The 13,320-nt window shown below is 46.7% G+C and carries 14 protein-coding genes; 1 reads left to right on the top strand and 13 read right to left on the bottom strand.

The annotated features are described in order from the left end of the window. Position 1 precedes the first annotated feature (1 nt). From ACZ45G_RS22225 to ACZ45G_RS22205, 5 genes are read right to left on the bottom strand one after another with little or no spacing between them, the layout of a single operon-like run. Complete coding sequence (locus tag ACZ45G_RS22225) at positions 2-769, bottom strand: ABC transporter ATP-binding protein (protein ID WP_464172701.1); 768 nt, start codon at positions 767-769, stop codon at positions 2-4. Then, positions 753-1,766: a BtrH-related acyltransferase DarH gene (darH, locus tag ACZ45G_RS22220; protein ID WP_464172700.1), complete on the bottom strand. Its 1,014-nt coding sequence runs from the start codon at positions 1,764-1,766 to the stop codon at positions 753-755. The genes ACZ45G_RS22225 and darH overlap by 17 nt, the downstream gene beginning before the upstream one ends. A gap of 5 nt (positions 1,767-1,771) precedes the next feature. Then, on the bottom strand, positions 1,772-2,194 hold the full coding sequence (locus ACZ45G_RS22215) for a DarG family dialkylresorcinol biosynthesis protein (RefSeq protein ID WP_464172699.1): 423 nt from the start codon (positions 2,192-2,194) through the stop codon (positions 1,772-1,774). Further along, on the bottom strand, positions 2,191-3,237 hold the full coding sequence (locus ACZ45G_RS22210) for a beta-ketoacyl synthase N-terminal-like domain-containing protein (protein ID WP_464172698.1): 1,047 nt from the start codon (positions 3,235-3,237) through the stop codon (positions 2,191-2,193). Before ACZ45G_RS22210 ends, ACZ45G_RS22215 begins: the two co-directional genes overlap by 4 nt. Further along, a complete protein-coding gene (locus ACZ45G_RS22205; RefSeq protein ID WP_464172697.1) occupies positions 3,238-4,404 on the bottom strand; it encodes a beta-ketoacyl-[acyl-carrier-protein] synthase family protein in 1,167 nt (388 codons plus the stop codon). It abuts the gene before it with no gap. Between the two features lie 232 nt (positions 4,405-4,636). Here ACZ45G_RS22205 and ACZ45G_RS22200 point away from each other — a divergent pair, with 232 nt between their 5' ends. Beyond that, complete coding sequence (locus ACZ45G_RS22200) at positions 4,637-5,200, top strand: methyltransferase family protein (protein ID WP_464172696.1); 564 nt, start codon at positions 4,637-4,639, stop codon at positions 5,198-5,200. Positions 5,201-5,328: 128 nt separating this feature from the next. Here the strand turns inward: ACZ45G_RS22200 and ACZ45G_RS22195 are convergent, their stop codons facing one another. The 8 genes from ACZ45G_RS22195 to ACZ45G_RS22160 form a co-directional block, all read right to left on the bottom strand. Continuing rightward, the gene (locus ACZ45G_RS22195; RefSeq protein WP_464172695.1) at positions 5,329-5,847 is read right to left on the bottom strand and encodes a DUF4410 domain-containing protein; all 519 of its coding nucleotides are present in this window, start codon (positions 5,845-5,847) and stop codon (positions 5,329-5,331) included. A 169-nt stretch (positions 5,848-6,016) separates the two neighbouring features. Next, positions 6,017-7,486, bottom strand: coding sequence for a B12-binding domain-containing radical SAM protein (locus tag ACZ45G_RS22190; RefSeq protein ID WP_464172694.1), 1,470 nt, complete (start codon positions 7,484-7,486; stop codon positions 6,017-6,019). Next, positions 7,483-8,868, bottom strand: coding sequence for a lipid biosynthesis B12-binding/radical SAM protein (locus tag ACZ45G_RS22185; RefSeq protein ID WP_464172693.1), 1,386 nt, complete (start codon positions 8,866-8,868; stop codon positions 7,483-7,485). Before ACZ45G_RS22185 ends, ACZ45G_RS22190 begins: the two co-directional genes overlap by 4 nt. Beyond that, positions 8,865-10,127, bottom strand: a complete 1,263-nt coding sequence (locus tag ACZ45G_RS22180) for a B12-binding domain-containing radical SAM protein (RefSeq protein ID WP_464172692.1) — start codon at positions 10,125-10,127, stop codon at positions 8,865-8,867. Before ACZ45G_RS22180 ends, ACZ45G_RS22185 begins: the two co-directional genes overlap by 4 nt. A 36-nt stretch (positions 10,128-10,163) precedes the next feature. Further along, positions 10,164-10,880: a beta-ketoacyl synthase N-terminal-like domain-containing protein gene (locus tag ACZ45G_RS22175; RefSeq protein WP_464172691.1), complete on the bottom strand. Its 717-nt coding sequence runs from the start codon at positions 10,878-10,880 to the stop codon at positions 10,164-10,166. After that, entirely contained in the window at positions 10,877-12,058 is a 1,182-nt protein-coding gene (locus tag ACZ45G_RS22170; RefSeq protein ID WP_464172690.1) for a beta-ketoacyl synthase N-terminal-like domain-containing protein, read from the bottom strand. The genes ACZ45G_RS22175 and ACZ45G_RS22170 overlap by 4 nt, the downstream gene beginning before the upstream one ends. After that, positions 12,055-12,516, bottom strand: coding sequence for an acyl-CoA thioesterase (locus tag ACZ45G_RS22165; RefSeq protein WP_464172689.1), 462 nt, complete (start codon positions 12,514-12,516; stop codon positions 12,055-12,057). Before ACZ45G_RS22165 ends, ACZ45G_RS22170 begins: the two co-directional genes overlap by 4 nt. Positions 12,517-12,524: 8 nt before the next feature. After that, a complete protein-coding gene (locus ACZ45G_RS22160; protein WP_464172688.1) occupies positions 12,525-13,319 on the bottom strand; it encodes a lysophospholipid acyltransferase family protein in 795 nt (264 codons plus the stop codon). Position 13,320: the final 1 nt, after the last annotated feature.

Below are 13,320 nucleotides of genomic sequence, written 5' to 3'. Positions count from 1 at the left end.
ATCAATCACCAAGCCGCTTTCCGGTGATGGACAAAAATAAATCTCCAAGATTGCGGCAGGAAGGTTCTTTTTGAACAAGATTGGCAGGAGATCCTTCGGCAAGGCAGATCCCCTTGTTCATAATCAATACCCTGGAACATATGTTTTGGGCCTCTTCCATATAATGGGTGGTGTAAACGATGGTGCTGCCCCTATCGCTCAGGGACCGGATCTGCGCAAGCAAGGTGTTTCTTGAATGGACATCCATGCCCACGGTGGGCTCATCCAAAAAAATAAGAGCAGGGTCATGAAGAATGCCGCAGGCAAGGTTGAAGCGGCGTTTGATACCACCGGAGCAGCGGCTGATGCGCTGGTTTTCATATGCTTTAATATCAAATGTTTCCAATGCCGTGGATATTTTTTGCGCCAGTGTTTTTTTATCAAGGCCATACATGGCACCGAAATATTTCAGGTTTTCTTTTCCGGTAAGCTCATGGTAAAGGGCAATTTCTTGTGGCACCAGGCTAATGTGTTTTCTGGCCTCAACCGGTTTTTTTTGAATATCGATGCCGCAGATTTTAACCTGTCCCCTGCTGGGTTTCATCAGAGTAGACATGATAGAAATCGTTGTGGTTTTACCTGCGCCATTGGGGCCGAGAAATCCGAAGATTTCTCCTTTTTCCACGGTAAAATCCAGGTTGTTGACCGCAGGGGTTCTGGCGCCTTTATAGCGCTTACCAAGGCCATTCACCTCAAGAACCGGTATGGAATGATCAGCGGACAATGTCAATCAGCTCCTTAAAGGCTTGGGTTTCAATGTCGGCACAGGTGTATAAGGTCTCTTTCATGGCCTGGAAAGAATCCTCGGCCTTTGCTCGGCCTTTGCAATTTTTTGCCGCCTTTACGGCAAATCGCCGCCAGGTATCTCCCGAGGCTGTTAATTGTTCGGACACCGCAAGTAACCTCTTGTCACCCAGAATGGGGGCTGCCTCCTGGAGAAAGGCGGAGTACATAAACCGAAAACCGCCGCCGCCGGTGCCGATTTCTTCTTGCATCCGGATCAGTTGGCCTAGAAGGAGGATGGTGGTGGTATGATCAAATTTTTTGGGCCAGTTCTCCAGTCGGTTTGCTAAAAAGCGTATGCCCCGGGCACCCAGAAAGGGAATCGGGGTTTTTACCATGGCTTTTGCCGCGCCTTTTATACTATTAATTATAGCTGGCTCAAGTTGCAGATGATCCGGAACCTTTGTGATTTGATACATGCTGCCCTTAGGGGCCAAGGCTCCCTTTGCAAAACGGGCAATGGCAAGATCCTTTGCCGGACACTCCACCATGGCGGGGAAAACAGGATCGCTGATCAGGTAATTGTTCCCCTGTTTGCCAATGACAACTATATTGTGCATATTAAAATGAAACCGCAGGGAAGGCGGAAAATAAGGAAGCCAATAACCGCCGGTTCTGCACCCAACTGGATTACCCTTTTCAAGTTCCCGGTCAAGGGCATCCATGGCCTTTGCTGCATTGGAAAATTTTTGCCATTTGACCGACATCCCAAGGGATTTGGTCACCCCTTTAAAAATGTTGCCCACAGGACAACGAAAGGTTGTCAAGGGCAGTTTGTTCACCTTGATGAAGGGCAGATATCCAAAAAATATCCCCTGGCCAAGGCCAAAGGTCATTGCCTCTGAAAGGGTCTGACCGGTATTCTTAAATTCATGGTTGATCAGGTTTGCCGTAACGCCGCATTCACAATGGGCAGACTGGGTATGTACAAAATCAAGTTTCATTAAGCCTATTTACCTGTTGATTGACTGTTATGGGGTAGGGCAGATCCAAGGTCGGAAACACAAAGATCAAAAAGATCTGCATAGGCCTTAAGGGTTTTTTCCTTTAACCGTTTGAAGACAGCAGGTTTTAAATGTCGTTTTACCTGCCAGCGATAGAGTCCCATGTAATTGGCAAGCAGTCCGATATCCATTTGGTGCTTTGCCATATAATAGGCTATGGGGCTTTTATGGCCTTTGTTTATTTCGCCAAGGGCCAGTTCAATCTCCTGGTCTATAACTTGCCAGGCCTGTTTGTTGGCAATGTTTTTTGGCTCCCAGCCGATACTTGGGACAAGGGTATATTTTCCCTCATTGTCCACAGCATAGCAAAGCTCATGTCCGTAATTTTCTATGATCCCCGGGTCCTGGGGTACATTTTTCTTTTTCATGGCAATTGTAACTCATTCTTATTTGATTTCAGGGTAATTTTTCCCGAAAGGGAATTCCCGGGTGTTATACACAAAATGGTATTGGGATCGAAATTTTGTTTCCCGCAGGATTGTTGTGTCATTTTATTGAAAAGTGTTTTCTTTTTAAGCCCAAGACAGGCGGTTCCCATATCAAGGGCAGCAGCAGAAGGGAAAGTTCCATATAATGTGTCCTGGCAGATATATGAAGGATCTAAGGCCATGTCATTGCCGGCGCCATATCCAGGGCGTCCCATGATCACAAGCCGGTTCTTTGCAAAAAAGGGAGTTTTGTTTTGATCAAAAATATCCACTTTGGCAAGTTGGGCATATCCTGTTTCATTACAGACGCTTGACTTGGACAGCACAAAAAAGCACCCGCCTTCGCCCAGGGTAGGCGGTTGAGTGTTCTTGGCGGCATACAAATTTGCGGCAGCATATCCCAGAACATCGCAGTATTCGTCAACCCCTCCCACCAGAACCGATTTCGTCCGCCCTTCTTCTATCCAGAGCATGGCGGTCAACAATGCCGATGAAAACGACAGATCAAACTGGCTCACAGAAAGGCTGGGCCCTTTGATACCAAAAGAAATGGAAATATAGGCAGCCGCAGCATTGTGAACGGAATTGGAAAAAAGAGTCGGTTTGCTCAATTGATCCCCCTTGTCGAGAAAGGAAGACAAAAAAGAAAAACCGGTTTCCAAAGCACCATATCCTGTGGCAAGAATAATGCCGGTCTCTTCAAGTTCTTTGGGGGAAAGCTTGGCATCTGCAATTGCTAACCCTGCTCCAAGCAGGGCCATACGAGATAGATGGTCTATCCGCCGAAGCTTTTTAGGGGAGATAAATTCAATGAGTCGTGAGGTGTCTGCCTTAAAACAGGCAAGGGTCATCAATTGTTTATTTTTTTCAATGGTTAGCATTTCAGGCGTGATATCACAGCGACCATCAATGCGTCTTTCCAATTGGCAGATTCCCGCTCCAAATCCCCCCAAAGGACCGATGCCCCGCACCTGAATATCCATTTAATCTTGCCTTCCTTCAATGACCAAAACAGAATTGTTTCCCCCAAAGGCCAGGGATTGGGAAATCCCAATGGATCCGTTTATTGCCAGGGTCTCAGAAACTGGGGAGGCAGGCATATCCAGGGCAGGTGTTGCAAATCCGACACTTGGGGGAATTTGTTGTTTGTTGAGACAGGCAAGGGTATAAATAGCCTCAATGGCCCCGGCCGCTCCAAGGGTGTGACCGGTACATCCCTTTGTTGAAAAAAAAGGGATCCCTGCAAGTGCTCTTGCCAACACAATGCTTTCCACCCTGTCATTTTCCAGGGTGCCGGTACCGTGGGCATTGACAAAGCAAATCTCTTGTTTGTTCGTCTTGCTAAACCCCAATGCCTGATCAATGGCCGTTTTAAGGCCACGTCCGTCGGGGTGGGGAGAGACAAGATGATATCCGTCACATGCTGAACCATAACCTAGTATTTTCCCGAGAACCCTGTGACCATTTTTTTTTGCCATATTGACTGATTCCAGGACCATTATTCCTGCTCCCTCGCCCAGATTCAGGCCAGCCCGGTTTTTGTCAAAGGGCTTCGAACATTCAGGGTCCAGGATCATCAGAGAGGCAAACCCATTATAGGAAACCTTGGAAAGCTCATCTGCACCACCGGCAAGAACAATGTCGCACAGGTCCTGGGAAATCCATGAAGATGCAATTCCAATGGCATCTGTTCCTGAAGAACAGGTGTTCACAACGGTCTGAACCGGCCCGTTTGTTCCATATTCCCGCGCCAGGCAGGCCGCTGGGTTGCTGGAAAGAAAACGGTGTACCGGTCCTAATTCAGGAGACCGCAGAGATCTAAAGTTATCGTAAAAATCAATGGCATTGGGGGTGCTGCCCACCGAGGTTCCGATACAGATCCCGATTCGTTTGTTGAGAAAATGATTTTCACCGAGACCGGACTGGGATATAGCCTCTTGAGCTGCGGCAAGCATCAGGGAACAGGTACGACTCAACAGAGGATCCACAGGCCGGTTTGGGTCGCCCCTTTTTTTTTGAACTTCAAAAACCGGATATGGATGGACATGGTCCGTGGAAAACCGTTGGGGAGCAGCAAAATTACGAACCGCATTAAATAAGGATGTCATATTGTCTTGGAGGGTATCCCCTGCACCAGATAAACATCCCATCCCCGTTATAACTGCTTTGCTTGTTTGACGCATCATTAATATGGCACATGCCTGCCTTTAGTATAAAGCAGACCCTTAGTCTCGCCTCCTAAATTGTGTAGCAAATTTTCATTAGCGGCGCATGATACGAAAATTTTAAGCCCTTCACAAGGGGGAAAATTAAACAATTGACTGGGATTCTCGAAAGGGATAGGCTCCTATTCTTTTGTTAAACTATTTGAGGAAGATAATTTTGGAAGTCATAATTGCGAACCGCATTGCTTTGTTTGTATTTGGAACACTTTTTTTTATGATCGTGTCCAAAAACCCTCTAAAAAATGTGCGGTCCCATGGATTTTATCGTTTTTTTGCGTTCGAAGGGATTTTAACGCTTGTTTGTTTGAACCTGCCCTTTTGGTTTTATGATCCATTATCCTATCTTCAGTTGCTCTCTTGGTGTTTTTTGAGTGTTTCAGCGGCACTTGTCTTTCAAGGGCTTTACCAGTTAAAAACAAAAGGGGGTTCGAGAAGAGCAAACGCCCAGGCAGAGAATTTCGCTTTTGAAAACACAACCAGGTTGGTGGTAACCGGGACATATAAATACATCCGGCATCCCATGTACAGCTCATTGCTTTTTTTGGCCTGGGGAACATTTTTAAAACATATATCCCCTTTTGGTGGTGGCCTGGTTTTCGTTGTCTGTGCCTGCCTGCTGGCCACAGCCAAGATTGAAGAAACGGAAAATTGTACCTATTTCGGTCCTGCTTACTCCGACTATATGAAACGCTCCCGAATGTTTATTCCATTCTTTTTTTAAGGCTGCCCTATGTATACCGCTAAAAGGATTCATTTTTTTTGATTTTTGGAGATAGCAGCAGCATCCTGATCGAGGCCAAAGAGAGCTTTAACCTGCTGAAGCTCTCTTTGACCGCGGGTGTGCCTATATTATTTATTCAAAATTGAGTTGAGTTGGGTGATGGCATTACGGTTAAGGGTCTGGGCACAATAAGTGCCTCCCTTACTTGATCCAACGCCGTCATCCCAGGTACTAAGGACAGTGCCGGCGCTGTCCAGCAACTTGTAATGCAGGTCCAATGAGGACCCGCCTGCGCCAAAGCCGACAAACGTTCTTGCGGCTCTGTTGCCGGGATTAAATTTGGCCACGTCGATGATCATCAGATGACCGGGGCCTTTAAAATCCTGCCGGGACTTGATCAGGTTTGCCTTATATCCGCTTCTGTTCAATTGTTTGATGATATCCTTATCCATCCAGACACCCACACGCTGAAGTTCAACAATCTGATCCTGGGTCATATCCTTTGTATCCCCACGCAATGATAGGACTGATATATTTCCGGCCGCACTGTTGTTATCGGATTTGTTTATTTTCTTGGGACCACCGCAACCAATGGCAAGGGTGACAAAAAGGACGAGTGAACAGAACAAAGGTAATCGTTTTAGCAAGAGAATTCTCCTTAAAATAATATGAATAGTACAAAAAATAATAGGGCTTATGTGCCGCGGAAAAAAAGATAGAATGATTAATGGATATTGTCCAGAAAAAATTGATAATCAGGTCATTTTGCTTTGGCCAAATCAAATCGTGGCAATTAAAAATTAGTCAACCCGGTTCTCATTTGCCGGGTTTGTCATTTGATGCCATCCTTTTATTACTCTTGGCAAATCTGAGAAATCCGGTCAAATCTTTTAAGAATCTTTTCCAGGAATCAGGGGATTTCCATAGCATGGCAATATACCCTGCCAATACCGGGATTCGTTGGAAATGGGATTTGTAAAAATCAATAAAGAGAACTTCCATCCGCTCTTTGGTGATTCCCTTTGGTATAAAGAGAAATTGCATGCAATCCATTTTTTCCCAATCTTCATCAAACTCACCCAGGTCACTTTCCTTTGCCGTGATTTCTTTGTGGATGGGGGAGCCGGGAAAGGGGGTGAACTTGGCCAGATTGAAATCATCCAGAGGAAGTGAATACACATATTTCCGGCTTTTTTGGATGCTGGCTTCTGTTTCCCCGGGCAGTCCCATCATCAAAAGGCCTTTTACCCGGATACCCGCCTTTTTAATCAGAAGAATCTTGTCCCGCATCATTTCCAGGTCCGGGTTCTGGCGGTGCTGTGCCAGGAGATCTTCATCACCGGTTTCAATTCCAAGGCTGATCATCCAGCAGCCGGCTTTTTTCATGAGCTGTAACAGCTCAAAATCAAGGTGCTCTGCCCGGGCTGCACAATTAAAGGTGATCTTTAAATCGTTTTCAATTATGAGCTTTGCAAAGGCGATTACCCGGGCACGGTTAAAGGTGAACTGGTCATCATAAAAGTTAATATGTCGGATATTGAACTGCTCTTTTAAATATTTTAAATGGGCATACAAATAATCGGCAGAATTGTATCGAAAGCTTTTCCTGAACACGGATCTGTCACAATAGGAGCACGAATAGGGACAGCCCCTGCTGGAGATGCAACTGGCATTGGGTACTTTGGGATAATTGAAAATTGGCAGTTTATAAACATGGGGGTATCCGGATAATTTTTCATAGGCAGGAAAGGGCAGGGTATCAAGGTCCAGCATTTTTTTTCGGAATCCTGTGAATATTGCCTGGTTGTCATCTGTTCGGAAAACAAGACCCTTGACAGTTTTAAGATCGGCCGTTGGTGTGGTGAGCAGTTCTTTTAAGGTTTGTTCTCCTTCTCCCACCACGATATAATCAATGGACAAATATTGCTGAATCAAGCGCTCCCTGAGAGCTGAAACATGGACACCGCCAAATACAACCTTGATGCCTGGATCGTGTTTGGCGGCAAGCGCTGCTATGCGGATCCCATCAAAGAAACTGGAGGTGGTGCAGGAAAATCCAATGAATTCGGGTTTCTCTTTTTTTAAATATGCCAGGATCAAATCATCGGAGTCCGGGTGGGCATAGCAGTCAATGATGTGGTTGGAAATAGCGGCTTGATCCAGAAAGGCGGCAATGCTGGCAAGCCCTAAGGGGGGCATGATATTGGCCATTCTGGACACATCGGTTTTGGCCTTGGCCGCACTATAGCCTAATGGATGAACCAGCAGAATTTTAGGGGATATCATGATACCCTTCTTTTTCTTTTGCGTTTGGGGCTTGTATTAAGAATCATATCCCATAGCAGCCCCTTAAAACCGAAAGCCTGTAATGCTTTCATTCGCATTTCTCCTTTTTCCGGCGGAAAAAACCGGCCCTTTTTTTTGTGAAAGGCCGTTTCAATGGCGGAGTTCATTTTGTCCTGGTCAACCAGGGGTGATACATAATATCGGGGGGTTAACAGGGTGTCGTTTTTGTCCAAAACGCCCTGGGCTTTTGCAATTTCAGCAATACCTGTGTTGGGAAGGATCCGTATCCCGGAAAAGATAAAGACCACACTTTTCTCAAGCTGTTCAATGTTTTGCAGGCTTTGGGTGATGGTTTCAGGCGTTTCTCCGGGACCGCCAAACATGAAAAAATGGGCACAGGGAATGGCTGCCTTGGAACAGGCCTGGTTAAAGGCCAAAATATCTTCAAAGGTAAAATTTTTGTTAATCCCTTTTAAGGTAGTGTCACAGGCTGCATCCGATCCTACTTCCATGGCATAGAGTCCCGAGGCCTTTAATAGTTCCAGTTCCGATTTTTGGGTTTTTTGTGGTCTGAAATAGGCAGCCCACTTCATGGTGCAGTTTTTTTGGACCATGAGTTCGGCAATCTTCAGATAATCCCCCTGGGGGTCGTTAAATATTGAATCCGTGAAAAACAGTGTGTCTACATTGAATTGTTTTTTCAGGCGGATCAAATTCTCCACCACAAACTCAGGGTCCTGTTTTCTGAACTTTTTGCCTTCGATCAAAGGGTATGAACAATAGTTACACCCGTAGGGGCATCCCCTTTTGGTCTGGTAGTTGACCATACCGCTTTTGTCCACATAATAGTCCAAAAGTGATTTGTCATAGAGGGGGGAGTAAAAATCAGGTGCTTCCATTGGGTTCTTGTCCGGATGGATAATCCTGGGGGGATTTTTTCGTTTAATAAGGTCGTCAATGAGACGGTTAAAGGTTATTTCACCTTCTCCCACCACTCCATAGTCTGCCTTGGATAATTCAAGTATGTTTTCAGGCATGATGGAAACAGCTGGGCCCCCTATGATCACCGGTGCCTGGCAGACCGCCTTGATTTGTGAAACCAGATCCTTTAAGCCTGCAAGGTACCAATTCTCCTTGGTGGCCAAAGAATCCACATTGTCAATATTTCTCACAGAGATCCCCACAAAATCAGGACTAAATTTTTCCAACTCTCGGCAAAGGGCATCATTTTTGTTGCCGGTTTCCTGGTTACACAGCAGGTCAAATTGTTTTGTTTCATGGCCCTGGCCCGTCAGGGCAGACGCAATAAGGGCCATTCCCAGGGGATAAACCGGAATTGGGCTGGTACAGGTGTTGGCGGATATTAATAATATTTTGCTCATTGACCGGCCTTTATCTTAAAAGATCTTTTTTTCCTGGGGTTGTATCGCCGATAGGTTCCGTCCAGGATTTCTCGTTTGATAACCTTGAAAAATAATTCTCCCATTTTGGTCTGGAGGCCGCTATCCTCATAAAAGGAGTCCCATGCCCAGTTGTAGAGTTCCTCCAGCTTTTCACAGGACAATAGTTTGGGTTGGAACACGGCCTTGGCACAGGTATAGTCCAGCCATTTGTTGCTGAGGATTCTCCCCTGTTTTTCGAATTTTTCCCGGATGGGAGACTTGGGAAAGGGGGTTAAAATGGTGAATTCAGCCATATCCAATTTGATTTGGGTCAAAAAATCCACCAACTTTCTGATGGCTGTTTCATCATGGTCATCCGTGCCAAGAAGGATGGTGCCCTCCACCCCGATTCCGTTGTCATGAAGGCGCTCAATTCGGTTCTTAATGACATCTGAGGTGTCAACAACCGCCTGGTATACATACCAGCACCCGGCATCGGCGGCCAGTTTTAAAACCTTGTCATCATCCATCAAGGGGTGGGAAACCCATTTTTTGTTCAAGGGCTTCATGGCAGTGAAAAGTTCGATCAGCCACTCCTTGTCATAGGCAAGGGAGTTGTCCACAATGAAAAGCCGGTTGTTGGGAATGGATTCCATTTCTTTAATAACTTGCTTTACCGGCCGGGGTCTAAATTGTTTGCCCCCGAGAAATCCGCTGCAGCAGGGAAAACAATTAAACTTACATCCTCTGGATGCGTGGACAAGGTCCAGCATCTGGGTGCCCCTGTAATTGTAAAGATCCCTTTTTAAAATATCCCGTCGGGCTGTTTTGACCGTTTCGATGGGGGGAAAATTATTCATATAGTCATAGACTTTTTGCAGGCGGTTGTGTCTAAAATCCTCAAACACCTGTTCCATACGGCCTTCCGATTCTCCTAGGAAGACTGAATCTGCATGTTCCATGACTTCCTGGGAGTGGAGCATGGTGGCAATGCCGCCAAACAGCACGGGGATTCCCATTTTTCGGGCGTGGTCGGCAATCTCAAATGCCCGGGGAAGCTGGCAGGTGAGCAACACGGACAACCCCAGCATATCGGCAGTTTCATCCAGTTGAAACTTTTGGACATTTTCATCCACAAAGGTAAGCTCAATATCCTCGGGCACTGTGGCGGCAAAAACAACCGGCCCATGGGGGGGGAGATGAAATTCAGTTTGTTTCTTAAGTTTAGGCCAGGACGGATATACCAATTGCAGTTTCATATTTGTTTTCCTTGTGCGTATTTTTGTGTTGCAGTTTTAATTTGTTTTTTTTGCCAATATGTTTTTACCAAGATCTGTCAGGCTGTTTATTGTTTTATTTCCATGGGAAAAAATGTTTTGGGTTTTGTTTTCAGTGATACTACCGTGGCCGGATTTAGATTTCTGTTTTTCAAAGACAAAAAATAGTGCTCCGGGTTCCGGGAACGCGGTGTTAATGGGGCCCACACCTTTAATGTTTGAATTGCAAAGACCACAGACCAGGGCGTCGCATCCTCCGTCTTCCAGTAGGTCCAGCCCCAGGGACAATCCCTGGAGTCCATTGGGGATTTCTTCTTCAACCATGAAGCTTTCTCCGGTCAGGCCGTGATAGATGGTTGCCTCTCCCAGAAAACAGGAGGGCAGTGTATAGGCAAAGAGTGTTGGACTGGGTAGGATTCCTTTTTCCCGGGAAAGGGTGGCCTGGTAAGTGATATCTGTTTCCAGGCAACCTGCGACCGAAGATGCGATCACGGCAATGTTTTTTTTGGATTCTGATCGCACTATTCCGGCATCGGCCAGGGCAAAGGTAATGGCGGCAAACCCAACCTTGGAAAAAGGATCCATCCGGCCAAAGGCTTTATGGGGCCGGTCCAATATTTCTTTTCCCGATATTCTGGGTAGGCCATGGGGCTTTTTTGAACAAAGAACCTGGCCGGGATACCCCCTGGAGAATTCGGACACCCATCCCATGCCCCTTATTATTGCATGGTTCATGGTGCCACCCCGGAGAGGATGAGGGCGGCATTGGTACCGCCAAATCCTGAGTTCATGGTCAGGACTGGTCCTTTTCCAAAGGGCCGGGCCTGGGAACTGATAATGGTTTGGGCCCCTGGTGCCGGTTCCATAAAGCCCAGGGTTCCGGGCAGGATTCTGGTTTTAAGCAATTTTATGCAAAGGGCTGTTTCAATGGCCCCACCCGCTCCCAGAGTATGGCCAATGGCGCCCTTTATGGAATTGGCCATGATGGTTGGATCAAATAAATCTTTTAGAACCGTCAGTTCCATTTCATCGTTATGCCGGGTGCCGGTGCCATGGGTATTGATGGCCTGGATATCTGAAAATGAAATGTTGGCTTTTTGGCAGGCCTTTTTAATGGCCAGCTTCAGGCCAATGCCATCCCGGGCGGGTGCGGTCAGGTGGCTGGCGTCGTTGGCCACTCCCCAGCCCGATATTTGGGCCAGTCCTGTCCTTTTTCCGGCGTTCAATTTTTTTTTGTTCATGAGCAGTATACCGGCGGCCCCTTCACCCATGGTCAGCCCTTTCCTGTTTTTGTCAAAGGGGGCGGCAGGATCCGGGGACATGGCCCCAAGGGCTGAAAATCCTGAAAAAATAAATTCTGATACCACATCCATGGCGCAGACAAGTACGGCTGTTTCCCTTCCGCTTTTGATCATGGCAGCTCCTTTGGCCAGGGCAATGGTCGAGGATGCGCAGGCGGCGCTGATGTTGAACCCGGGCCGGGTAAGGCCAAGCTTTTGGGAAATATATATAGGAAGGCTTGAAACCAGGAGACCTTTGGGCAGAAGGGCCGTGTTTTGGGTAATCGTTGGCAAAAGGTCAATCCCTGCCTTTGTGGAAGCTGTAATCAGGCAGGTGGAAGGATCAATGGGGCCCAGCTTGCTCAGGAGTCGGTCTGCCAGGGAAAATATCAAGGGGGCCGGATTCTCCAGGGACAGCTCTTTTGGGATTAAATTTGGAATCAGTCCGGCCCAGGGGCTTTTGTAGGGACTTGTGTCAAACCGGGGGGGATCCGATTCAGGGTGACCCGGCAGACCGGGGGCCGACATATGGGTGAGGCCGGATTTTTTCTGGATCAATCCTTGGTAGAGGGTGTCAAGATCATCTCCCAGGGCAGTGATGGTTGCAGCTTCGGCAATATACACCTGGGTCATTTGATTTCGCCTGCCTTCCATTGGTCACAGAAGTGTTTGTAAAAGTCGGGCTGGGTCAAATGTAGTTCATAGTCTGTGTTGAGCATCATTTGCACGGTATAGCCGGTTGCAGCAATTTTTCCCTGGGGGTTTTTGATGATATATTCGCTGTTGATTCTGGACGCTTCAGAATAATGGAGAATGCCTTGTATGGTGATCTCATCCATAAATTTTAAAGGCCTGATAAAATCCACATGGGCTGTTTTGATGGGGGCAAGAATACCCTGGCCAAATAGATCCATATACCCAAGGCCATAGCGTTGCCCCAGGTGAACCCGGGCATCTTCAAAAAAGCTGGTATAATGTCCGTGCCAGGCAATGGTGAGCATATCCACTTCCTCAAATCGGATGCATCGTTTAACACTTCCCGTCAGGGGAGCAGGATCCTGGGGATTTCGTTTAAAATAGGGTTTTTTCATGGGATTCTTTACAAGCCCTCCATCTGGGTTAGGTGTTCATCCATCTGCTGTTTAACTCTTTTTTTCAGGTGTTGGTGTTTCATCTCTCCCTGGAATTGATCCGGGAAAACAGGATTCAAAACTTTCATTTTTATCCTTGCCGGGGTCAGGTAAAATTTTGCCTTGGGCAGCAGGTCCTGGGTGCCTGTCAGGCAGACCGGTATCACCGGGGTATTGGTCTGAGCTGCCAGTTTAAAGGCGCCGGAATAAAAATGGGTCATCTCCTTGGTGGTGCTTCTGTGGCCTTCGGGGAAAAAAAGGACAAACCCCTTATTTTCAAGGGTGGCCCTTGAAGTGGCTACAGATTTCTCCCAGGAAAATTTTTCAATGTTCAGGTAGCCGGAAAGATTCATGAACAGATTGTAAATGGGGATTTTAAAGGGCCAGTCCCGAACCGCAAAGCAGACATCGCTGACCGGCAGCATATTCATGCAATAGGTGTCAAAAAAAGAGCGATGGTTTACCACAATGATTCCGGATTCGGGAAAGGGGGAAATATCAAATTGGGGGGGATCAAAGATGACAAAGAACCCGGTCAGAAACTGCCAGACCCTTCCATAAATCCAGATACATTTACGGGTCAGGTATTGGGTGGACCAGCCCCGGATAAATTTCATGAACAGGAAACCAAAGGGAAAAAGGCCGATTCCCAGTATCGTCCAGATCAAAATCAGGGGAAGAATGATCAAATTCATCAGAAAAATGAAAATAGCCGTTGCCAGTCTGTTTTGTAAAGTATGGGTATAAAAATTATATAAAACCATG

The organism is Desulfoconvexum algidum (assembly GCF_055382125.1).
This window is presented reverse-complemented; position numbering and strand designations above follow the sequence as displayed.

Coding starts and splice junctions, on each gene's coding strand:
- darH (WP_464172700.1), bottom strand. CDS start 1,766: ATGAAACTTGATTTTGTACATACCCAGTCTGCCCATTGTGAATGCGGC.
- ACZ45G_RS22215 (WP_464172699.1), bottom strand. CDS start 2,194: ATGAAAAAGAAAAATGTACCCCAGGACCCGGGGATCATAGAAAATTAC.
- ACZ45G_RS22185 (WP_464172693.1), bottom strand. CDS start 8,868: ATGAGCAAAATATTATTAATATCCGCCAACACCTGTACCAGCCCAATT.
- ACZ45G_RS22175 (WP_464172691.1), bottom strand. CDS start 10,880: ATGAACCATGCAATAATAAGGGGCATGGGATGGGTGTCCGAATTCTCC.
- ACZ45G_RS22180 (WP_464172692.1), bottom strand. CDS start 10,127: ATGAAACTGCAATTGGTATATCCGTCCTGGCCTAAACTTAAGAAACAA.
- ACZ45G_RS22190 (WP_464172694.1), bottom strand. CDS start 7,486: ATGATATCCCCTAAAATTCTGCTGGTTCATCCATTAGGCTATAGTGCG.
- ACZ45G_RS22170 (WP_464172690.1), bottom strand. CDS start 12,058: ATGACCCAGGTGTATATTGCCGAAGCTGCAACCATCACTGCCCTGGGA.
- ACZ45G_RS22205 (WP_464172697.1), bottom strand. CDS start 4,404: ATGGGATGTTTATCTGGTGCAGGGGATACCCTCCAAGACAATATGACA.
- ACZ45G_RS22160 (WP_464172688.1), bottom strand. CDS start 13,319: ATGGTTTTATATAATTTTTATACCCATACTTTACAAAACAGACTGGCA.
- ACZ45G_RS22210 (WP_464172698.1), bottom strand. CDS start 3,237: ATGGATATTCAGGTGCGGGGCATCGGTCCTTTGGGGGGATTTGGAGCG.
- ACZ45G_RS22165 (WP_464172689.1), bottom strand. CDS start 12,516: ATGAAAAAACCCTATTTTAAACGAAATCCCCAGGATCCTGCTCCCCTG.